A 20,929-nucleotide genomic window follows, 5' to 3' on the forward strand; every position below is an offset into this window, starting at 1 on the left:
GAAGTCCACTACTCTTACGAACAGCCAGCCCTGGCAGCGTAGAAAACCACCAATTCCGCTGTCCGAAATCTCCGCAGCAGCTCAGTACCGCGCCGGCGATGGTCTGGCCCCTCGATGGGGCGGCAAACGCGCCCGACGGGGGAGTCCACGCAATGGCACCGGAACCGGAAGGTCTAACCCCATGAAGTCAACCCACACGATCGCGCACGCAACCGCGGCGATTCTCAGCGCAGCGCTGTTGGCGGCTGCTGCGGTGACGCCGGCCATCGCCGACGATGGCGACGCGAAGCACTCCAAGCATGTCCTGCTGCTCTCGGTGGACGGGCTGCATCAGAAGGAGCTCGATTGGTACGTAGGCGCGCATCCGACCTCGGCGTTGGCCGCACTTGTCGCACGGGGAACCAGCTACACCCACGCGCAGACTCCGGTGCCATCCGATTCGTTTCCCGGCCTCATCGGGCAGGTGACGGGGGGGGAAACCCCGGCACCACCGGTGTCTACTACGACGACACCTACAATCGAGCGGTACTCCCCGCCGGAACCACGAATTGCTCGACCGCAAAACCGGGGGCGGAAGTCGCGTTCACCGAGTCGGCCGACAAGAACCCGGACGCGCTCGACGCCGGCGCTGGCCTGAGCGGCCTGCCGGGCAGCATCCTGTCGATGACCGGCCGGCCGCAGAGCCTCCTCGACCCGGCCACCCTTCCCGTCGATCCGGCCACCTGCACGCCGATCTACCCGCACCAGTACCTGAAGGTGAATACCATCTTCGAGGTCGCCAAGAGCGCGGGCCTCACGACCGCCTGGTCGGACAAGCACCCGGCCTACGAGATTCTCAACGGCCCATCGGGCAAGGGTGTCGATGATCTCTTCACCCCCGAGATCAACAGTCAGGCAGCCGCGCCCTCCAGCGCGGGGGACTGGACCAAGGACAACGCGGCCACCCAGCAGTACGACGGCTACAAGGTGCAGGCAGTGTTGAACGAGATCGCCGGCAAGGATCACTCGGGATCCACCGCTCAGCCCGTGCCGGCGATCTTCGGGATGAACTTCCAGTCCGTGTCGACCGCCCAGAAGCTTCCGACCTCGGACGGTCTGACCGGCGGCTACCTCCCGGGCGGCGCAGTCCCCGGCCCGCTTCTGAGCAAGGCCCTCGACTTCGTGAACGCGTCGGTGGGCAAGCTGGATGCCGCGATCACCGCCGACGGCCTCGCCAAGACGACCACGATCATCCTGTCGGCCAAGCACGGCCAGTCGCCGATGGACCCCGGCGCTCTCACGCGCGTGCCGGACGGCCCCATCATCGACGGCCTGAACGCGGCGTGGAAGTCCACCCATCCGACGAGCGCGGATCTGGTCGCCTTCGCCACTGACGACGACATCATGCAGTTGTGGCTGTCCGATCACTCCCAGGTCGCCGCCGAATTCGCCAAGAGCTACCTGGCCGCGCACTCCGCCGCCGCGAACGACATCACCGGCGCCGCAAAAAGCACGCCTTCATCCGGACTCGGCACGATCTACGCCGGTGCCGCCGTCGCCTCCTACTTCGGCACGACTGCCGCGGATTCGCGCTACCCGGACATCCTCGGCATCGCTAGCTCCGGTGTGGTCTACACCGGCGGAAAGGCCAAGATCGCCGAACACGGCGGAGCCAGCGCCGAGGACCGCGATGTGCCTCTGGTAGTCGCCGGTCTCCGCACAGAACACCGCAAGACCATCGCGACACCCGTGGAGACCACACAGATCGCGCCGACCATCCTGAAGCTGCTCGGGCTCAACCCGAAGGCCCTCCAGGCCGTGCGGATCGAGGGAACACAGGTGCTGCCCCAGCATTGATCGCGGGACGACCACCCCGCCGCCGCTCTGGTGGCGGGGTGGTCGGCTCGTGATCGCCGCGTCCGTTTGCCAGTACGCATGGTCCTGGAGTTGCGGTCGGAACTCAGGGGTCAGTTGCAGATGCCGACAATCTGGCGGGAGTATCGATGGCGAGACAGTTCGGTGATGAGAAAGTCGGCCACGTCGGCTGGCGCAGGCTGGACGCTCACACGATCGCGTCAGCGACCGCGGTCCTCAGCTCAGGCACCAGGTCGGTCTCGAACCAGGGATTGCGCGCCTGCCAACGGAAGTTCAGTGGCGACGGGTGCACCACGGGAAACACATCGGGTAGGTACTCGCGGAACGCCCGGACAGTCTCGGTGAGGTTGGTCTTGGTGCTGCCGGCCAGGTAGTGATCTTGCGCGTACTTGCCGATGAGCAATGTCATTCGAATGCTGGGCAGCTGGCCCAGGATGATCGGATGCCAACGTCGCGCGAAGTCTTTGCGTGGCGGTAGGTCACCGCTGGCACCTTTGCCCGGGTAATAGAAGTCCATGGGGAGGATCGCGAACAGCGAAGGGTTTCGGAATTGATCCTCCGTGACCCCGAGCCACCGCATGAGCTTCGCACCGCTTGCGTCGTCCCAGGGGATTCCGGAGGCTTGCGCTTTCTGTCCGGGCGCCTGGCCGATGATCGCGATTCGAGCGGCAGGGTCCGCAACGAACAGGGGTCCCTCGCCGCGCTTCGCCCAATCCGCGTTCGCGGGATCGGTGTCGATGTCCTTCCGAATCGCGTCGATGATCACGCCTTCCTCCGAACTCGGCTTTTCGGGCTACAGGACGATTGCAGCATGCCGCAGACGATAACAGTAGGCGCGCCCCCGAGCCGGGCGGGGTGCCTCGGCCGCTTGTTCGTAGGGCACTGCTTGGTCTCCGTCACGAAAAGCTCGCTCGCGACTTCGGCGTTGGAGCGCCCCGCCCCTACGAACTCGAGCACGTCCATCTCCAGGGCGTTGAGGCTCACCTGCGGCGCGCGCATCCGGCTGCGCAGTCGTGCTGGATTTGGCACGGCGGACTTGACTAGGGGCCCTAGGTAAACCTAGGGTAATCCTAGGAAATGAAAGAGGGGGAGATCATGGCACGCGCGGGACTTACTCCGGCTCGCGTTATCGCCGCTGCCGCAGACTTGGCTGACGCGGACAGATTCGACAATTTGTCTATGTCCGCCGTCGCTCGGCACTTCGATGTCAAGGACGCCAGCTTGTACGCCCACGTGCGCAGCCTGCACGACCTGCGTTCCGGGGTAGCCGTCCTCTCGTTGGCCGAGCTTGCGGATCAGGTGAGTGCGGCACTTGCGGGCCGAGCCGGACGAGACGCTCTCGTGGCATTCGCCAACGCGTACCGCTCGTACGCGCTGAACTATCCCGGGCGGTATGCGTCGACACAGATGATCCTGGAGCCAGATGTTGCCGAGCAGAGCGCTGCTCGCCGCCACGCGGACATGACGAGAGCCATCTTGCGCGGCTACGCATTGCGCGAGCCCGACGAGACGGACGCCGTGCGGCTTCTGCACGCCACTTTTCACGGTTATGTCCTGCTGGAACGAGGCGGAGCGTTCAGCCACGGCACCCGCTCCACCACGGCTTCGTGGGACAGCGCCCTCAACGCGCTGCACTTCACGCTGGGTCACTGGCCATCCAGCCGAAATCAACTTTCTACGGAATAGGGACCTACCTACTGTGAAACAGCTCACCGCAGCTGACGTGCGCGCATCCTTCATCAACACCTCCCTTCGGGAACGGAAGGCCGTCACGCTGCCGCCCGAATTCGAGACCCTTGACTGGACAAACCTCGACTACCTGGGATGGAGAGATCCCAAACTCCCCACCATTGGTTATGTCGTGACCCACCTCGACGAGGGCCCGACCGGCATCATGCTGCGGCAGTCCGCCGGCCGCACCCGATCTCGCGCGCAATGCTCCTGGTGCGAGGACGTCACCCTCCCCAATGACGTTCACTACTTCACGGCTAAAAGAACAGGGCCCGCCGGTCGGGCCGGCAATACGGTGACAACCCTGGTCTGTGCCAACTTCGAGTGCTCGGCGAACGTGCGCAAGCTCCCTCCGCTGGCCTACACCGGCTTCGATCGGGAGTCGGCGCGACTCAAACGAATCGAGACACTCGAACAGCGTTCGGGGACATTCGTCGCGGACATCCGCTCCGACCTCTGATCGGGGGTTCGGTGCCGCACGGGCATCGCCCTGTCCCCGAGTCTCGATCACCACCCCTCATCGCCTGGCAATCACTGCCGCCAGGCACAGCGATGCCTCCGCCGTGCCCACGCGAACTCTTCGTTGACCAAACGTGCTCCGATCCGACCGAAGCCCTGTGGAAGGTCTGCGGGTACCGGTCGGTCCTGGGTTGTGTCGCTTAGTCGAGGATCGCGCAGGCCTCGAGTTCGACGAGCACGTCGGGTTCGAAGAGGAAATCGACGCCGATGGCCGATACCGGGGGTCGGGGAGTCGGCAGGCCGAGTTCCACCGCGACGGACTCGATGCCCGCCATGAATTCGCCGAACATCTCCGGTGTCGAGTTGGTGAGGAAGAAACGCAGGCGCACGACGTCGGCGAATGTGGCGCCGGCCGCTGTCAGTCCGAGGGCGGTGTTGCGGAGCACCTGGGCGACCTGCCCGGCGAGATCACCGGTCGCGATGCGGTTCGCGTCGCGGCGGGCGGTAGAGGCCAACTACAGGAATAGCTGCGTGAGCGGGTGGACGAAGTACCGCAATGAGTACGCCTCCCACACGGCGCCCACGATGAGCAGCACCAGCGCGGGGAGCGCCAGAAGACCGAGTTGCTTCAGGCCGTGAAGGTAGCCCCTGCGACGATTCTGCGCGCCGACACTGCGCGGGAACAGCCATCCCCGGCCCAGGCGGTACGCGCCGAGCACCACGAGGGCATAGCCCTGGAGTTCGATAACGAAGGTGAGCGAATGGGGGATGAGCGCCACCCATCCCTCGGGGGAGGTCGGCACGAGAGTGATGCCTACCTGGACTGCCCAGTATCCGAAGGACGCGAGCCCCGCGAAGGGCACTGCAAGCGAGGGCAGCACGATGGTCAGCAGGCTGAGCCGGAAGACATTCACGCCCAGGATCGTCAGCGCGAACAGCGGCGGGATACCCACCAGCCAGCTCACGAGCGCCACGGTGCCGTCGTCCTTCAACGCCTGTCCAGCCGCGGCATTGAGCGCGGGAAAGGCGAGTCCGATCAGGAACCCGATGGCGGCCAACCCATACGTGGCGAGGTTGATGATGAGGTACGCACGCTTGTTCTCGCGGATGATTGAAAAGGGGCGGCGCCAGAACGGCGTGCGTGCGGGAACCTCGGTGATATTCGTTAGGGATGTCATGAGTCCCATCCCATCTCGCGGTCCCGCTCCTGTGCAGTGGTCTGACGTCATGAGATGATGTGACACAGCGTCACTACCGTCGGCACTCCGGCGGCGCAATCGTGGAGATCATGAAAATCCTCGATCTGGCGCTCAGCGCGACCATTGTCCTCGGCGCGACCGTCTTCCTTGCCTACGTCGGGTACTTCTATTTCGATTTCGGCCTATTCAAGACACTTCCGGCGAACATCGCGGAATTGTTCCTCCGGATCGGGGCGTTGCAGTATGTGGCGCTCGGCCTGGCCAGTGCGGCGATGATTGCGAAACGCCCGGTCGGCCGGGCGATCAAGCGGCAGGAAGCCGAGGAGCGGAGCTGACCATCGATGACCGGGTGAAGGACGAGGCTCCCACCACCACGCGGATGCGTCGGGTGGCGATGGTCACGGCCGTCGCCGCGATCGCGCCCCTGAGCATCGTCGGTATCGTGCTCACCTCGACATCCTGGTGGGAGGGGTCAATCGTCGTTCTCGGGTTTCTTGTCACCCTCGCTCTGCTGCGCAAGTGGAGCCTGGACGGGTACCCGCGCCAGGCGGTGCTTGCGTTCATGTTCACCACGGCGTCGTGGATCATCGGCGCGCTGACGATCTCGAGCCCCATCGGTTTCGTGCCGATGTCGCTCATCGGCGCGCTCCTGCTCGCGCGGAGAACACGGCGGCGGTTGTGGATCGCGGCGCTCACATTCGTGGTCGCGGCGATCGGAGCGAGTTCATTGCTCTTCCACCCGGCGAGCCCAGCGCTGGCCGCCGAGTACGTCGCGCTCCCGGCCGGCGGCACACTCTTCATCGTCGCGGTGATCCTGCTCAGCGAGCAGGCCTGGCAGGTCGTTCGGCGGCTCGAACGCGCGCAGGAGACAGAGGCAGAGCTTGCCATCGCGCGCGAGCGAATGCGATTTGCGGGTGACCTTCACGACATCCAGGGCCATTCGCTCCATGTCATCAAACTCAAAGCCGCACTGGGTCGACGCGTGGTGCACACGGATCCCGACCGAGCCGAGGGGGAATTCACCGAGATCCGCCGTCTCGTCGACGAGACCATCGCGGAGACGAGAGCGCTGACGTATGCGCGCTATGAGCTGAATCTGGTCGCCGAGCTGGAGAACGCCAAGCGGCTCATCGAGGCGGCGGGCGTCGCCGTCGAGGTGACATTCGACGACGCCACCGGCACAACCGCGAATCCCCTGCTGGCGCAGGTGCTGCGGGAAGCCACCACCAACCTCCTTCGCCATGCGCGTCCGACCATCGTCACGATCACCGCGTCGCCGCGGTCCGTGGAGGTCGCCAACGATGGCGCACTCGATACCGCCGACTCCGCGCCGCGGGGGCTTGCTCGGCTGCGGGAGCGAGTGGAGAGCGTCGGCGGCGCGCTGCGGGTCGAGCGGCCGCCGGGTAGGTTCATCGTGTCGGCTCGGATCGATGCGGAGATCACGAGCAGTGGGACCGGGGGCGGCAAATGACGGAGGCGGGTCCGATCAGGATCATCCTGGCCGATGACGAGCACCTGTTGCGCGCGGCGCTGTCTGCGCTCCTGGTCCTCGACGGGACCATCGTCGTCGTGGCGCAGGCCGAGAACGGCCACGAGGCGGTGATCGCGACCCTCCGGCACCGCCCGGATGTCCTTGTCATCGACCTCGAGATGCCCGAGATGGACGGCCTGGACGCGGTCGCGTCGATCATGTCGACAAGCCCGGGACAACGCGTGCTGATGCTCACCCGGCACGCCCGTCCGGGTGTCCTCCGGCGCGCGCTCAAGCTCGGCGTGATGGGTTTCATGAGCAAGAGCGCGGACCCGGAAGAGATCGGCGAGGTCATCCATAAGGTGAATGACGGTCAGCGCTGGATCGCGCACGATGTGCTCGAGGCCTCGGTCGTCGACGACTCGCCGTTGACCGAACGCGAAGCCGATGTGCTCCGGGAGACGCGTGAGGGGTACTCGGTCAGAGACATCGCCCGGCGATTGCACCTCGCCCCAGGCACCGTTCGAAACTACCTCTCGAACGCCTCGCAGAAGACCGCGACCACGACGCGGCACGACGCGGCGAGGGCGGCCAGGGATCGCGGTTGGCTCTGACCCGTGGTCGGCGAAGCCGGTTGCGCCTGACCCGGCGTGCAATCCCATCGTGGTCGTTGTTCTGCTCGGCCGAGATTCGCGCAGAGCTGTGCGAAGGGCGGCTGCCTTCTCGGGTTGAGCCGAACGACATTCGCGACGACCACAGGTGAGGACGCCCCGTGCCGCTGACCGATTCCTTGGCGTGCGACCCCTCTGTGGCGCCGTGGTGCGACCGGCCGAGTCAGCCACATCGGAGGTAGTCCCGATTCGCACGAATTGCCACAAATCATGGCGCGACAGCGGCTGATCGCGCCATGATATGCACATGAATGGGCCCGTCAGGCCCGTGATCCGCACACCCGATCAGCGGATCCGGGTGTTCGTGAGCTCGACCCTTCGTGAGCTTGCGGATGAGCGGCGCGCGGTGCGTGCGGCGATCGAGCGACTCCGCCTCGCGCCGGTGATGTTCGAATTTGGGGCGCGTCCGCACCCACCGCGAGCCCTGTACCGCGCCTACCTGGCGCAGTCCGACGTGTTCGTCGGCATCTATGGCGACAGCTACGGCTGGGTGGCTCCCGACGAGGAGGTGTCGGGCCTCGAGGACGAGTACAACCTCGCGGCGGAATCGATGCCGAAGCTGATCTACATCAAGGCGTCTACGCATCGCGACGAACGCTTGACCACGCTGATCGACCGCATCCGATCCGACGACACCGTCGCCTATCTCTCCTTCGAGAGCGCGGCCGACCTCGAGGATCAGGTTGCCGGCGACCTCGCGGCGCTGTTCGCGGAGAGGTTCGACGAGTCATGGTCGGCGGCGACGCCGAATTGTCGGCGGCGACGCCCTCGGCGATCGAGAAGATTCCCGTCGCCTACACCGCGACGATCGGCCGCGAGGGCGACCTCGAGCGCCTGCGAGCCCTCCTGCGCCAGGGGGAGAGCCGGGTAGTCAGCTTGATCGGACCGGGCGGGATCGGCAAGAGCAGACTCGCCATCGAGACGGCGCGCGCCGCCGAGGATCTCTTTCCAGACGGCATCTATTTCGCGCTGCTCGAGGGTGTTCTCGAGCCGGGCCTGCTCGTCCCAACCATCGCCTACACCCTCGGCATCCGCGACAACGGCGAAGCCGCCCTCGAAGAGCGCATCGCACACGCGCTGGCCGGGCGCCGAGTGCTCATCGTGCTCGACAACTTCGAGCAGATCGTGGATGCCGCCCCGATGCTGGTGCGTCTCTACGCGGCGGCACCGCAGGCCACATTCCTGGTCACGAGCCGCATCGTGCTGCGGATCCGTGGCGAGCAGGTCTACGAGGTCGGAGCGCTGCCGACGCCGGAAGGCGTCGGCGCCGCCACCCTCGACCGCACGCTGCGCTCCTCCGCCTGCATGCTCTTCGTCGACCGCGCGACGGCGGTGAAGCCCGGCTTCGCGATCACCGAGGAGAATGCGCCGGACATCGCCGACATCTGCCGTCGTCTCGAGGGCCTGCCGCTGGCCATCGAATTGGCGGCGGCAAAGGTCAGGATGCTGACACCCCGCGGCATCGCCGAGCGCCTCGAGCGAAGCCTGCCGCTGCTCACCGCCTCGGTGCGCGACATGCCTGAGCGGCACAGCACCATGCGCGCGACGATCGACTGGAGCGTGAGCCTGCTGCCCGATGCCCACCGCGGTCTGCTCGAGGACCTCGGCGTGTTCGCGACGCGCTTCACGCTCGAGGCGCTCGAGGCGCTGGGTGCCGGCCGGTCGTGGGACGGGGCGGCGCTGGACTGTCTCGAGGCGCTCATCGACGCGTCGCTCGTGAACCAGACCGAGATCGACGGCCGCGTGGTCTTCTCGCTGCTCGCCCTCGTGCGCGAATATGCCTTGGACCGCCTGAAGATCGCCGGCGACGCGGATGTCATGCGAGCGGCACACGCGGACTACTACCGCGCCTTCGTCGCCCGTACCGCTCCGCAGCTGCGCGGACTCGAGCAGGCCGATGCCGTCGCGCAGCTGGGCCTCGAACTGCCCAACCTGCGCGCAGCGGTCCGCCACCTGATCTACACCAACCGCCTCGACGACGCCGGCGACTTCGCGTGGAACCTGCTCATCTACTGGTGGATCGCGGGATTCTTTGCCGAGGTGCGGGCCTGGATGCTGGAGCTGCTGGGCAAGGAGTTGCCGATCACACAGCACACCAGGGCGGTGGCGTGGTTCCTCGCCCTGTGGGGAGAGATGTGGCAGAGGCCATCGGAGGGCGTGGTGGCGGGCCTGGCCGAGTGCGTGCGCCTGTTCAGCGAGAGCGGCGATGAGGACGCTGCGGCGATGGCGCTCGCGGCGCGCGCGACGGCACGCCTGCAGCTGCCCACGCCCGACGTGACAACGGCGGAACGCGAGCTCGCTGACGCCGCCGAGCGCCAGCACGCGGTCGGCAACACGTGGGCCGAGGCGATCACCGAGGTGTCGCGTGGTCGCCTGGCCTGGTTGCGCGGCGTGCCGGACGATGCGCTGAAGCGCTTCAACCGGGCCGCCGAGATCGCTGAGGCTAGCGGGGACCTCTTCACGCTCTCGGTGGCCGGCAATCATCAGGCCCGGCTGCTGCTGGTGCGTGGAGATGTGGATGCCGCCGAGGACGCGCGTGTGCGAACGTTGCTGGTCTCGATCCGCCTGCATCACGAAGAGGGCATCGCCTACGGGCTCGAGGGACTCTGCGCCGTCGCGGCGGCACGCGGTGACGGAGAGCGAGCCGGCGCGCTCTCGGCCGCCGCGGCTGTCATCCGCCAACGCATCGGCGTCTTCGACGCGGAGGCATTTCGGGTGCACACCCCGCAGCTGGACGCGGCCCGCGAGGCCGACCCGGCCGCGGTCGCGGCCGGCGAGCGCCAGGGCGCCGACCTCACGATCGGCGAGGCCATCGCGCTCGCACTCCCCGACTCCGACATGGATGCGCTGCGGCGGTCACTCGCAGAGTGGTGAGAAACGGACCGAGGTCACGGTCTTCAGCGTTTTTGGCAGGAGCATCCGTTGACCTACACGGGTTGTTGTTCGAATCTCCCCGGGCCTGCTGTCCGCCTCATTCGGCGGCGGAGACTGAGGCGATCCAAGGTCTCGGAAGGTCGGTTCCCGGCCTCGCCAGGGTAGCGTTCAGTGTTCCGTGGGCCCCATTTGCGGCTTTCGAACTATCTAGATGCACGTCTCGATCACAACGAATTCGTGCGACCCTTGCTGCATGGACCTTGAGGTGTCGCCCGCCCTCACCATCCCCGCCTCGGAACTCCAGTGGAGGTTCTCGCGCTCGTCCGGCCCGGGCGGGCAACACGTCAACACGTCGGATAGCCGGGTGCAGCTGACGTGGAACGTGGCCGACTCGGTTGTGCTCACCGATGACCAGCGGACCATGGTGCTCACTCGACTCGGTCGGCAAATCGTGGCGGGAGCGATAACGATGACAGCGTCACAACAACGCTCCCAGTTGCGCAATCGCGAGACCGCCCTCGCCGCCCTCGCCAGTCTCGTGCGCGGTGCACTGGCACCCCCCGCAGCCGTCCGCCGCGGAACCCGGCCGACGCGCGGCTCGGCGAGGCGTCATCTCGCGGCGAAAAAGCAGCGGTCCGCGACCAAGCAGCAGCGGCAGCGGCCGACTGGCGAATAGCCCCGACGGGTTCCGGCGGCGACGTTGGCGAGCGTGGCCGGCCGCCCAGCCACACGCGGGCAGCCCATGGAGCTGGGGCGCTGACCCTCAGTCCATGACGAGAACGCTCGCGCGGGGCGCGAGGAAGTGGTCCATCACCAGCTCGGCGGCGCCCTGGGCGGCGATCTGCTCGCCCACCGCGGAACCGACGACGGTGAATGCCTCGCGCGAGACGACGAGTTCGCGGCGCACCGCATCCTCTAGCACGGGGAGGAAGGCGCCGCTAAGGCGGTTCCAGGTGGGGCCGCCCAGAACGACGCGGGGCACGTCGATGAAGTTCACGAGCACGCCGATGCCGACCGCCGCCCGGCGCGCGGCGCGGTGCAGAATGGCGGACGCCACGGCATCCCCGCCGACGGCAAGCTCGCAGAGCGCGGTGCAGGCGTCGTCGATGGCCAGGTAGTCGGTGAGGTCGGGCAGCGGCATCAGCCCCGCCTGCACCGCCTGGATGACGAGCGCCTCGGGCACGCAGGCCGCGGCGAGCCCCCCGCGTCGACCGCTCCAGCCGAGGTCTTCGGCCGCCGCATCGACCAGGATGTCGCCGATCTCGCCGATGTTGTTGCTGGCGCCACGAAGAACCTGCCCCTGGGTGACGACGGAGGCACCGACGCCCGACCCGAGATAGATGAACAGGAAGTCGGGGTCGGCGGACTTGCGCAGTTCGGCGGCGGCGGAGGCGGTGACGTCCTTGTCGAGCAGCACCGGCATGCCGGTGGCGTCGTGGAGGTCGGCGCGGAGCCGAACGTCGCGCCACATGGGAAGCTGGGGCGGGTCGAGCACGACGCCGGTGATCACGTCGAGGGGACCGGGCACCGCGATGCCCAGTCCAAGCACCCGGTCGCGGTCGATGCCCGACTCCCGGATGAGGCGGCCGGTGCTCACCGCGATGAGCGCCGTCATTTCGTCGGGGTTGGTGGCCTGCGGCGTGCGCAGCTGCTGGCGGTGACGCACCTCGCCGGCGACGTCGAGCAGCAGGATCGTGAGGCGTGCGGGGTCGACGTGCACTCCGACGGCGAAGGCACCGTTGCCGTTGACGGCAAGAGGGATGCTCGGGCGCCCGCGAACCGCGTCGCTCGGCTCGCTCTCGCGGATCATTTCGGCATCGATGAGCCGCCGGGTGATGTTGGAGATCGTCTGCGACGCGAGTCCGGAGGTGCGCTGCAGGTCCGCCCGGCTCCTGCCCGGCTCCCGACGGATGAGATCGAGGATCACCGCCTGGTTGTAGTCGGCCAGACGGAGCAGGTTGCTGCCTCGGAGCATGTCACCCCTTCTTGTCGGCCGGCCGGATGCGCTGGCCACAGTCTGACGTGCACCTGTAATTCTATCAAATAGACAAATTGTGACACTGTCGATGTGCGGGTGTGGACTGCATCGAGCCGTCGGGCGCCATGCCGGACTTTTCGATGGTTGACGCCGCCCAATCCATGTCCTAACATAGGCCTCACGCTTTATCCCATTGAATAGGCAAAGTGGCCGACGGGAGCAAGCGGGGAGAGGCACCGCAATGAAGCGCACTCGTGTGATCGCCGCCTTCGTCACCACAGTTGTCGCCGCTGCAGGGCTTAGCGCTTGCGCGGCAACCGGCAGCAGCAGTGGCGGAGCGGTCACGGTCTCCATCATGGAGACGAAGCAGATCGGCATCGACTCGGTCAAGAAGCAGATCCCCGGCTTCGAGGCCGCGATGAAGAAGCAGGGCAAGAACATCAAGGTCAAGCTGGTTGGTGACGTACTGACCGACCCGCAATTCGTCACCAAGATCACGCAGCAGTTCATCGCCGGCGAGGCACCGGATGTCATCGACCTCGGCGACAGCATGGTGCCGGGCTTCGCGGGCGCCGGCTACCTGGCTCCGCTCGACGACGACCTCGCCAAGTGGGACGGCTGGAATCACTACTTCCCGCAGATCAAGAAGGCAATGGTGCGTCAGGACGGCAAGATCTACGCCCTCGTGCACGACACGGGAGTGCAGAACTTCTTCTATCGCAAGGATCTCCTGACGCAGTACGGCGTCGACACCAAGCAGCCCGCAACGTGGGATGACATGATCGCGCGTCTCGAACAGGTCAAGGCCAAGAACGGCAACCTCCCGCCCATCGTCATCCCCGCAGGCACGGCATGGGGCGGAGGCTCGTGGGGCGAAGGCTTCCAGCCGATTCTCGCGGGCGTCGACCAGAAGTACTACAGCCTGAAGACGGGTAAGTGGGACCTCAAGAGCAGCGGATGGCTGCCCACCTTCAACCTGTACAGCGAGTTGGTAACCAAGGGCCTCGTCCCGGTGCAGGATCTGGAAAACCCGAACCCGTGGGAGCCGACAAAGTACGACAAGTTCCCGGCCGGCAAGCTCCAGGTTTCGGCCCAGGGCACGTGGGGATGGAAGTTCGACTGGGGCCCCGGCGGTGCCAAGCCGATCGCCGGCCTCGAGACGAAGGTCGACACCTGGCAGTACCCGGCGATGAAGGCCGGCGGCAAGACCTACGGCTGGAGCGGTCTCGGGTCGAGCTACGGCATCGCGGCGAAGTCGACGCACAAGGAGGCAGCCGTGCTGCTCGCCGAGTACCTGTCGTCCGGCAAGCCCCTCGCCGAACAGCTCGTCGCCTCCGGCGCAGCGCCGGTGCGCGATGACATCGCCGATGTGAAGCCGTTCTCCGGCGAGCCCAAACTGGTCCAGGCCGGTAAGGACCTCGCGTCGAGCCTCTACGTTCCGACCGGCGACGGTTCGGAGCAGATCGCCCAGGCCGTCGCCAACGCCACGGAGAAGATTCTCCAGGGCAAGGCGACCGGTCAGCAGGCCTACGACGCGTTCGTGAAGGATGCGACAGACCTGCTCGGGCCGACCCTGGTCAAGTAGTGACTTCCATCACCAGCACACCCACCCGGGCGGCGGCGGCTCAGTCGTCGTCGCCCGGGCGGCGTCGCTCCAGGCGCACGTGGCCGTTCGTTCTTCTCCTGCTCGGCCCCGGGGCCGTGCTCATCGTCGTCTTCATCATCGTGCCGGCGCTGTACGGCGCCTACCTCAGCTTCACCAATACCCAACTCACCGGGTTTGCCGCGCGCGATCCCAAGTGGGTGGGCATCGACAACTACACCTACCTGTTGTCGAGTTCGGACTTCCTCGCTTCCCTCGGACAGACCGGCCAGTTCGTGTTGTTCTCGGCCATCATCGGCCAGACCGTGCTCGGCATGGTCGCGGCCATCCTTCTGAGCCGGCCGTGGGTTCGCGGCAAGGGCCTCTGGGGTGCCGCCGTTCTGATGCCGATGATCGTGCCGGAGGTCGTCGCCTCGCTGACCTGGGCAAGCGTGCTCTCGAACAACTCCGCGGGCACCCTCAACCGGCTGACCGGACTCTTTGGAGCCGACCCCACATCCTGGCTCCAGGTGGTTCCGATGGTGTCGATCATCCTCGTGAACATCTGGCGCGGGGTCGCGTTCGCCATGATCATGTTCCAGGCGGCGCTCGAAGAGGTGCCGGCCGAACTCATCGAGGCCGCCCGGATAGACGGGGCCCGTGCCGTGCAGATCTTCCGGCACATCACTCTTCCCCTGATTCGGGGTCCGGTGTTCCTCTACCTGCTGCTGACCACCATCAGCACGGTGGGCGTCTTCGGGCTCGTCTACTTCCTCACCCAGGGTGGCCCGGGGGGCGCGACGCGCCTCGCGGCGATCTACATCTACCAGCGGGCCCTGCAGTTCGCCCAGATCGGCATCGGAAGCGCTGCCTCGATGATCCTCCTGGTGTTGGTTCTGGTTCTCGGCCTCGTGTACGTGCGGCTTTCGAAGGTCGAGGTCTGAGATGACAACGTCAGCAATACCGCAGGCGATCGCGCCGGCACGACGATACCGCCGTCGTCCGCTCAGTGCGCTGGGCGTCGTGCAGCGGGTTCTGGCCTACACGCTTCTCGTGCTGATGGTGCTGTTCTGCCTCGTGCCGTTCGCGTGGGTCGTCTTCAGCTCGGTGGACGGCCACGCGGGTCCGAACGTTCAGCTTCCGAGCCTGTCGTTCGAGAACTTCGTGCGCTTCTTCACCAGCGCGGGAACCCCGATGCTGCTGGTGAACAGCCTCATCATCGGCATCGGAGGGACGGCGCTCAACCTCGCCCTCGGAGTGGCGGGCGGCTACGCTCTCGCCCGTTTCGAGTTCCGGGGTCGTCGAGCCTTCATGTTCGGCATCCTGCTGATCAGGGTGATCCCCGCCCCCGCGACCATCGTCGCGCTCTACCTGATCATGGTGAACCTGAAGCTCACGAACACGCTCTTCGGACTGATCCTCGTCGAGGCCGTGCTTCAGCTCCCGGTGACGCTGTGGCTGCTCAAGGGCACCATCTCGTCGGTTCCCATGGAACTGGAGGAGGCGGCGTGGGTCGACGGCAACAGTCGGCTCCAGGCGATCCGGCGGATCGTTCTGCCGCTCATCGGTCCGGGGCTGGGGGCCGCGGCCATGCTGACCTTCATGGGAATCTGGGGTGACTTCCTCACCCCGCTCGTGATGCTGCAGAGCCAGGAGCTCTATCCGCTCTCGATCGGGCTGTTCCGGGCGTTCAGCGATCACAACCACGTCGACTGGGGCCTTCTTGCCGCCAGCGCGATCGTCTACGTGGCTCCTCCGGCCGTGCTCTACATATTCGTGCGCAAGCACTTGCTCCGCTCCAGCCTCGGCGGCGCGGTTAAGGGATGACCTCCACGATGATCGATTTCACGAACCATCCGAACACGCCAGGAGACCGCCTGCCGGTCGTCGTGGTGGGTGCCGGCGCAATGGGCACCGCGTGGATCCGCATGCTCGCGACGTCGCCGCACGCGGTGCCGGTCGGAGTTGTGGACCTGGACCTCGACCTCGCGGCCTCCGCGGTCGCGACACTCGGTCTCGACGGAGCGGTCGTGGGGGATTCGGTCGCCGACGTGGCGGAACGCGCCGGGGCGGCGGCGGTGGTCAATGTGACCGTGCCGCAGGCCCATCGGATCGTGAACGAGCAGGCCCTGCGCGCCGGCCTACCCGTGCTGTGCGAGAAGCCGCTGGCCCCGACTGTCGCCGAGGCACTCCGCCAGGTCGCGATAGCCGACATCACCGGCGGCCTGCTGATGGTGAGCCAGTCCCGACGCTACTTCAACCACCTGTCGGCGTTCCGCGGCGCCGTCAAGCAGCTCGGGCCACTGGCCGCGGTGCACGCGCAGTTCTTCCACTCCGATCACGAGCCGGGGTTCCGTGAGCAGATGGCGCATCCGCTGCTCGTGGACATGTCCATCCATCACTTCGACATGCTCCGCTACCTCACCGACGACGAGCCGGTGGCGGTGCGTTGCAGCTCGTGGAACCCGCCCTGGAGCTGGTTCGCCGGCGACGCCGCGGCGACGGCCGAGTTCGAACTCGACTCGGGTGCACGGTTCGTCTATTCGGGCAGTCGGTGCACGCCGGGCCTGCAGACCTCGTGGAACGCCGACTGGCACGTCTACGCCGAGCGTGGCGCCGCGGCCTGGGACGGCGACGACGTGGTGCGGGTGGACTCCGACGGGATCGGGATTGCCCTGCCCACCGGGCGAGAGGGCATCGAGGCGTCCCTGGAAGAGTTCGTGCGCTCCCTGCGCACCGGCACGACACCGCAGAACGAGGTGCGCGCGAACGTGCTCAGCCTCGCGATGGTCGAGGGAGCGATCCGCAGCAGCGAACGCGGAGGCGAGCGCGTGGTCGTCGCCGAGCTGCTGGAGGAGTCGCTCGCCCGGGCCATCGCCGACGAGCAGAGCGATGACGTCGTGGAGCGGTTGCGTTCCTGGACCAGCGCCGCGGACGGCATCGCTACCCCGGCCTGGGGATCCACCCCGGCCACTATCGCGTCTGGAGGCGCCCGATGACCAGTACAGAACCGATCCGAGTCGTCGTCTGGGGGGAGAACCGGCACGAGAAGGTGAACCCCGTCGTGCGCGGGATCTACCCCGACGGGATGCACAACACGATCGCGGACGGCATCGCCGACCTGCTCGGCGGCGACGTGACGGTGTCGACCCGGGTGCTTGACGACCCGGAGCACGGCATGACCGAAGAGACGCTCGCGGCCACCGACGTGCTGCTGTGGTGGGGGCACACCGCCCACGAGGAGGTCTCCGACGAGGTCGTCGACCGTATCCAGCGTCACGTGCTCGAGGGCATGGGCATCATCGTGCTGCACTCCGGCCATCACTCGAAGATCTTCCGACGCCTGATGGGCACCACCTGCAGTCTGCGCTGGCGCAACGATGGCGACAGCGAGCTGGTCTGGACCATCGCGCCGCGGCATCCGATCACCGAGGGCGTGGCCCAGCCGATCGTGATCCCCGGGCAGGAAATGTACGGCGAGTTCTTCGACATCCCGGAGCCCGACGAGCTGGTGTTCATCAGCAGCTTCTCCGGCGGCGAGGTGTTCCGCAGCGGAGTGACCTACCGGCGCGGCTACGGACGCGTCTTCTACTTCAGCCCCGGCGACGAGGTCTACCCGGTCTATCACCACCCGGACGTGCGGCGGGTGATCGCGAACGGAGTGCGGTGGGCGCGCCCGGAGCGGGCACGTGAGCCGTACGTGGTGACGCCGATGTACCTGAGGGGCGAGTTCGACCGTCCGGTGCTGACCTCGCCCGACGGACTTGTGGACTACTACACCCGCGAGCCCGTCACGCCGCGCGAACGCTGAGCGGGACTGGTCGATCCGCACGGATGGTCCCGGGTCTGAGGGCGGCTTCGCTGTGCTGCGATGATGGCGGTATGGGCGATTCGCTGGGGACGTGGGAACCGCTGACGCCCGCCGAGGTGGCCGACGAACTTCGCGGCATGACCTGCCGATGGTGGATCGCCGGTGGCTGGGCCATCGACCTGCACCTGGGCCGACAGAGCCGTGCGCACTCGGACGTCGACGTTCTCGTCCTTCGCGCCGACCAGTCATCGGTTCAGCGTCACCTCGCTGGGTGGGACCTTCACGCGGCGGACCCCCCGGGAACTCTTCGCCCCTGGGCCGAGGGGGAGTACCTCACTCCGGGGATCCATGACATCTGGTGTCGGCGCTCGCCGTCATCACCGTGGTCCCTGCAACTCATGATCGACGACACCGACGATGGCCAGTGGGTGTACCGCCGTGATCAACGCATCCGTCGCCCGGTCTCAGAACTGGACGGCCCGGCGACGAACTCCGATCGTCGCGTGCTCGGCCTGGAGGTGCAGCTGCTCTACAAGAGCGCCAACCCCCGCGCAAAGGACGAGGCCGACTTCGAATGCGCCCGGGGGCACCTTGACTCGACCCAAACCCGTTGGCTGAGGGAGTCGTTGACGGTGGTGTCCCCGCGTCATCCCTGGCTGGCCCGGCTCTAGGCCGCGGCGACCAGCCTCGGCAGTGCTGATTTCAGCGCGCGCCGGCGGGCCCACCGGCATCACCGAACGTGAGGACGGCGCTTCCCCTCTTGTGTCCCGTCTCCACGTGGCGATGGGACGCTGCCGCGTCCTCCATCCGGTCCGTGCGGCCGATGAAGGGGACGAGCGCGCCGGACTCGGCGAGTTCGCCCAGGAAGCCCAGGTTCTTCGCCATCTCTTCCGGCTTGGCCAGGCCCGTGAACAGGATCGCGGCCTTGCGCCGACCGAACCGGGAGGTCCACAGCATCCGGAGCAGGATGGCCGGCGAGGGCACCGTCGTGAGGTACAGGCCATCGCGGGTGAGCGCCCGTCGGGAGCGGGCGAAGGAGCTCTTGCCCACGGCATCGAAGACGACGTCGTAGCGGTCCCTGGCCGTGGTGAAGTCCTCCGCGGTGTAGTCGATCACGTCGTCGGCGCCGAGGGCCCTCACCGCGTCGACATTGCCCGTGCTGCACACCGCCGTGACGCGCGCGCCAGAGTGTTTCGCGAGCTGGACCGCCGCGGACCCGACCGCTCCGGCGGCGCCGTTGATGAGGATCGACTGACCGGGGGAGAGCCGCGCGCGGTCGCGCAGGAACGGCAGGGCGGTCATGGATCCGTCGAACACTGAGACGGTTTCGGCGTCGCTCAGGTTCGCCGGCGTCAGCGCGATCACTCCCGCCTCGGCGACCACGACGTATTCCGCGTGGGCGGCGAGACCGGCGGTGTTGACTCCGGAGACCTGGTCGCCGACGGCGAATCGGGTCACCGCCTCTCCCGCCGCCTCCACGGTGCCGGCGAAGTTCGTGCCGAGCACCGGCCACTTGGGCTTGGTGAGGCCGAAGTAGAGCCGCGCCATCAGGGGGCCGCGTCTCGCCTCGACCATCGCCGCGGTCATCACGGATGCGAAGTTGCGCACGAGCACCTCGTTCGCCCGGGGGACCGGTTTGGCGATCTCCTCGATCTCGACGCACTCCGGCGGACCGTAGCTGCGCGAGACGACGGCCCTCATACGGTCGGCGGTGTGGGTGGTTTGCATGGTTCGGGTTCCTGTTCTCTGAGTGGGCGTGACGGTGGGGGAGCGTTCAGCGCGGGTCAGTTGCGCGGGAGGCGGCGACCGCCGATGAGGAGCCAGAAGATCATCGCGGTCTCGCCGACGAATCCGAACAGGCCGAAGGTGGGCGCGAAGCCGGGGGAGAGCAGCGTGCCCACGAGGTCGGCGATGTAGCCAAGACCGGCGATGCCGATGAGGATTCCGAAGACCTTCGGCACGAAACCGGAGCGGATCGACAGATAGCCGACCAGGAGGAGGTGCACCCCGAACAACGCGAGCGCGGTGTGCCAGATCGAGGTGAACGCCGCGATGTTGGAGAGCGCCGCGTCGGGGGCGTCGAGGTGGGTGAAGGCGACGACGAGTTGGCCGAGCGCGACCATGAACCAGACGGCGAAGGCGATTCTCGTCACCCCGGCCCCCGTGGACACCGCCCGGCTGACGGGGGCGAAGACCACCGTGGTGCCGACGGCGGCGACGATGTCGAGGAGCGCAACGATGTACATGGCGGCGATGCCGGCGATCCAGAGCATCGGCGAGCCTGAGATGGCATCGGCGGTCTTGCGCGCATCGTCCACGGTCACGAGACCGTTGATGGCGACGAAGTTGGCGAACACGGCCAGGAACACCATGGCGGTGAGGGCGGTGCCCGTGACGAGGGCTCCGGTGCGCTGGGACCAGCGGACGGGGTTGAGGGCGAAGCGGGTGGCCCGAGCGGTGGGCGCGGGGAGAAGGTGAGTGGTCATTGCCCATTCCTTACGTTGTATATTGGGGGTGCTTACGCTGTAAACGTATGATGTAAGCAAGTTATATGTACGTGGTAAGGTTTGTCAACCAGGAGAGTTCAGGGGAGCGAAATGGCATCACCGAGCGAATCGGCACCCGAGGCGCGAGTGCGTCTGAACCGCGAGCGGGTGATCGCCGCCGCCGTGCGGCTCGCCGACACCGCGGGTCTCGACGCCCTCACCATGCGGCGCCTCGGCGAAGACCTGGGCGTGGAGGCGATGTCGATCTACAACCACGTCGCCAACAAAGACGACCTCATCAACGGCATGGCCGATGCGATCTTCGGGGAGATCGAGCTGCCGTCTCACAGCGACGGCTGGAAGGCGGCCATCCGCAAGCGCTCTATCTCGTTCCGCGAGGTGCTGGCCCGCCACCCCTGGGCGACCACGGTGCGCGACTCCGGCACCAATCCGGGACCGGCAACCCTCCGCCATCACGACCGGGTGATCGGCACGTTCCGCAACGGCGGTTTCTCGATCGAGAAGACGGCGCACGCGTTCTCGGCTGTCGACAGCTACATCTACGGGTTTGCGATGCAGGAGAAGAGCCTGCCGTTCACGACGCCGGAGGAGACGGCGGCGATGGCCGAGATCATGCTGGCGCAGTTGCCGCGCAGCGAATACCCGTACCTGGCCGAGCTCACCGCCGACCACGTGCTGAAGCCCGGGTACTTCTACGGTGACGAGTTCCTGGTGGGGCTGGATCTCGTGCTCGACGGGCTCGAGAGTATGCGGGACGCCGACTAGGAGCGACGCGCGATCGTTCCGTGCTAC

The 20,929-nt window shown here is 66.9% G+C and carries 23 protein-coding genes; 17 read left to right on the forward strand and 6 right to left on the reverse strand.

From position 1 onward, the window contains the following. Nucleotides 1-181 precede the first annotated feature (181 nt). Entirely contained in the window at nt 182-637 is a 456-nt protein-coding gene (locus tag ACHZD8_RS02295) for an alkaline phosphatase family protein (protein ID WP_394768504.1), read from the forward strand. Nucleotides 638-663: 26 nt separating this feature from the next. Beyond that, nucleotides 664-1,836, forward strand: a complete 1,173-nt coding sequence (locus tag ACHZD8_RS02300; RefSeq protein WP_394768505.1) for a hypothetical protein — start codon at nt 664-666, stop codon at nt 1,834-1,836. A 205-nt stretch (nt 1,837-2,041) separates the two neighbouring features. Here ACHZD8_RS02300 and ACHZD8_RS02305 read toward each other — a convergent pair whose 3' ends face one another. Continuing rightward, a complete protein-coding gene (locus ACHZD8_RS02305; protein ID WP_394768507.1) occupies nt 2,042-2,620 on the reverse strand; it encodes a uracil-DNA glycosylase family protein in 579 nt (192 codons plus the stop codon). Between the two features lie 413 nt (nt 2,621-3,033). Between ACHZD8_RS02305 and ACHZD8_RS02310 the strand changes: the two genes are divergently transcribed. Together ACHZD8_RS02310 and ACHZD8_RS02315 are read left to right on the forward strand one after the other, a co-directional pair. Beyond that, entirely contained in the window at nt 3,034-3,540 is a 507-nt protein-coding gene (locus ACHZD8_RS02310; protein ID WP_394768508.1) for a TetR-like C-terminal domain-containing protein, read from the forward strand. Nucleotides 3,541-3,553: 13 nt separating this feature from the next. Further along, complete coding sequence (locus ACHZD8_RS02315) at nt 3,554-4,045, forward strand: FBP domain-containing protein (protein ID WP_394768509.1); 492 nt, start codon at nt 3,554-3,556, stop codon at nt 4,043-4,045. Between the two features lie 199 nt (nt 4,046-4,244). Here the strand turns inward: ACHZD8_RS02315 and ACHZD8_RS02320 are convergent, their stop codons facing one another. Continuing rightward, nucleotides 4,245-4,559: a RidA family protein gene (locus ACHZD8_RS02320; RefSeq protein ID WP_394768510.1), complete on the reverse strand. Its 315-nt coding sequence runs from the start codon at nt 4,557-4,559 to the stop codon at nt 4,245-4,247. After that, nucleotides 4,560-5,222, reverse strand: a complete 663-nt coding sequence (locus ACHZD8_RS02325) for a hypothetical protein (RefSeq protein ID WP_394768512.1) — start codon at nt 5,220-5,222, stop codon at nt 4,560-4,562. Nucleotides 5,223-5,332: 110 nt separating this feature from the next. Between ACHZD8_RS02325 and ACHZD8_RS02330 the strand changes: the two genes are divergently transcribed. The 6 genes from ACHZD8_RS02330 to arfB all read left to right on the forward strand — a co-directional run bounded on the left by ACHZD8_RS02330 (nt 5,333) and on the right by arfB (nt 10,935). Beyond that, complete coding sequence (locus tag ACHZD8_RS02330) at nt 5,333-5,578, forward strand: hypothetical protein (protein WP_394768513.1); 246 nt, start codon at nt 5,333-5,335, stop codon at nt 5,576-5,578. 14 nt (nt 5,579-5,592) lie between these two features. Then, the gene (locus ACHZD8_RS02335; RefSeq protein ID WP_394768514.1) at nt 5,593-6,714 is read left to right on the forward strand and encodes a sensor histidine kinase; all 1,122 of its coding nucleotides are present in this window, start codon (nt 5,593-5,595) and stop codon (nt 6,712-6,714) included. Continuing rightward, nucleotides 6,711-7,328, forward strand: a complete 618-nt coding sequence (locus tag ACHZD8_RS02340; RefSeq protein WP_394768515.1) for a response regulator — start codon at nt 6,711-6,713, stop codon at nt 7,326-7,328. Before ACHZD8_RS02335 ends, ACHZD8_RS02340 begins: the two co-directional genes overlap by 4 nt. A gap of 304 nt (nt 7,329-7,632) precedes the next feature. Further along, nucleotides 7,633-8,256 carry a DUF4062 domain-containing protein gene (locus ACHZD8_RS02345; RefSeq protein WP_394768516.1) on the forward strand — a complete coding sequence of 208 codons (624 nt, stop codon included), beginning with the start codon at nt 7,633-7,635 and terminating at the stop codon, nt 8,254-8,256. A 5-nt stretch (nt 8,257-8,261) separates the two neighbouring features. Further along, nucleotides 8,262-10,259, forward strand: coding sequence for an ATP-binding protein (locus ACHZD8_RS02350; protein ID WP_394768585.1), 1,998 nt, complete (start codon nt 8,262-8,264; stop codon nt 10,257-10,259). A 253-nt stretch (nt 10,260-10,512) separates the two neighbouring features. After that, on the forward strand, nt 10,513-10,935 hold the full coding sequence (gene arfB / locus ACHZD8_RS02355) for an alternative ribosome rescue aminoacyl-tRNA hydrolase ArfB (protein ID WP_394768517.1): 423 nt from the start codon (nt 10,513-10,515) through the stop codon (nt 10,933-10,935). A gap of 87 nt (nt 10,936-11,022) precedes the next feature. Here the strand turns inward: arfB and ACHZD8_RS02360 are convergent, their stop codons facing one another. Continuing rightward, nucleotides 11,023-12,234 (reverse strand): ROK family protein, encoded by a 1,212-nt coding sequence (locus ACHZD8_RS02360; protein ID WP_394768518.1) that lies wholly within the window; start codon nt 12,232-12,234, stop codon nt 11,023-11,025. A 244-nt stretch (nt 12,235-12,478) separates the two neighbouring features. Between ACHZD8_RS02360 and ACHZD8_RS02365 the strand changes: the two genes are divergently transcribed. The 6 genes from ACHZD8_RS02365 to ACHZD8_RS02390 all read left to right on the forward strand — a co-directional run bounded on the left by ACHZD8_RS02365 (nt 12,479) and on the right by ACHZD8_RS02390 (nt 18,301). After that, nucleotides 12,479-13,822 carry an ABC transporter substrate-binding protein gene (locus ACHZD8_RS02365; RefSeq protein WP_394768519.1) on the forward strand — a complete coding sequence of 448 codons (1,344 nt, stop codon included), beginning with the start codon at nt 12,479-12,481 and terminating at the stop codon, nt 13,820-13,822. Then, a complete protein-coding gene (locus ACHZD8_RS02370; RefSeq protein WP_394768520.1) occupies nt 13,822-14,763 on the forward strand; it encodes a carbohydrate ABC transporter permease in 942 nt (313 codons plus the stop codon). The genes ACHZD8_RS02365 and ACHZD8_RS02370 overlap by 1 nt, the downstream gene beginning before the upstream one ends. Nucleotide 14,764: 1 nt before the next feature. Next, nucleotides 14,765-15,646 (forward strand): carbohydrate ABC transporter permease, encoded by an 882-nt coding sequence (locus ACHZD8_RS02375; RefSeq protein WP_394768521.1) that lies wholly within the window; start codon nt 14,765-14,767, stop codon nt 15,644-15,646. 8 nt (nt 15,647-15,654) lie between these two features. Then, on the forward strand, nt 15,655-16,818 hold the full coding sequence (locus ACHZD8_RS02380) for a Gfo/Idh/MocA family protein (protein ID WP_394768522.1): 1,164 nt from the start codon (nt 15,655-15,657) through the stop codon (nt 16,816-16,818). Next, entirely contained in the window at nt 16,815-17,630 is an 816-nt protein-coding gene (locus ACHZD8_RS02385; RefSeq protein ID WP_394768524.1) for a ThuA domain-containing protein, read from the forward strand. Before ACHZD8_RS02380 ends, ACHZD8_RS02385 begins: the two co-directional genes overlap by 4 nt. 71 nt (nt 17,631-17,701) lie before the next feature. Continuing rightward, a complete protein-coding gene (locus ACHZD8_RS02390) occupies nt 17,702-18,301 on the forward strand; it encodes a nucleotidyltransferase domain-containing protein (protein WP_394768526.1) in 600 nt (199 codons plus the stop codon). A 31-nt stretch (nt 18,302-18,332) separates the two neighbouring features. Here ACHZD8_RS02390 and ACHZD8_RS02395 read toward each other — a convergent pair whose 3' ends face one another. Together ACHZD8_RS02395 and ACHZD8_RS02400 are read right to left on the reverse strand one after the other, a co-directional pair. Further along, nucleotides 18,333-19,358, reverse strand: coding sequence for an NAD(P)-dependent alcohol dehydrogenase (locus ACHZD8_RS02395; RefSeq protein WP_394768527.1), 1,026 nt, complete (start codon nt 19,356-19,358; stop codon nt 18,333-18,335). A 56-nt stretch (nt 19,359-19,414) separates the two neighbouring features. After that, nucleotides 19,415-20,116: a DUF4386 domain-containing protein gene (locus tag ACHZD8_RS02400; RefSeq protein WP_394768529.1), complete on the reverse strand. Its 702-nt coding sequence runs from the start codon at nt 20,114-20,116 to the stop codon at nt 19,415-19,417. 111 nt (nt 20,117-20,227) lie between these two features. Here ACHZD8_RS02400 and ACHZD8_RS02405 point away from each other — a divergent pair, with 111 nt between their 5' ends. Then, nucleotides 20,228-20,902 (forward strand): TetR/AcrR family transcriptional regulator C-terminal domain-containing protein, encoded by a 675-nt coding sequence (locus ACHZD8_RS02405; protein WP_394768531.1) that lies wholly within the window; start codon nt 20,228-20,230, stop codon nt 20,900-20,902. Nucleotides 20,903-20,929 lie beyond the last annotated feature (27 nt).

Source organism: Lacisediminihabitans sp., from assembly GCF_043726815.1.
Classification (GTDB): Bacteria; Actinomycetota; Actinomycetes; order Actinomycetales; family Microbacteriaceae; genus Lacisediminihabitans.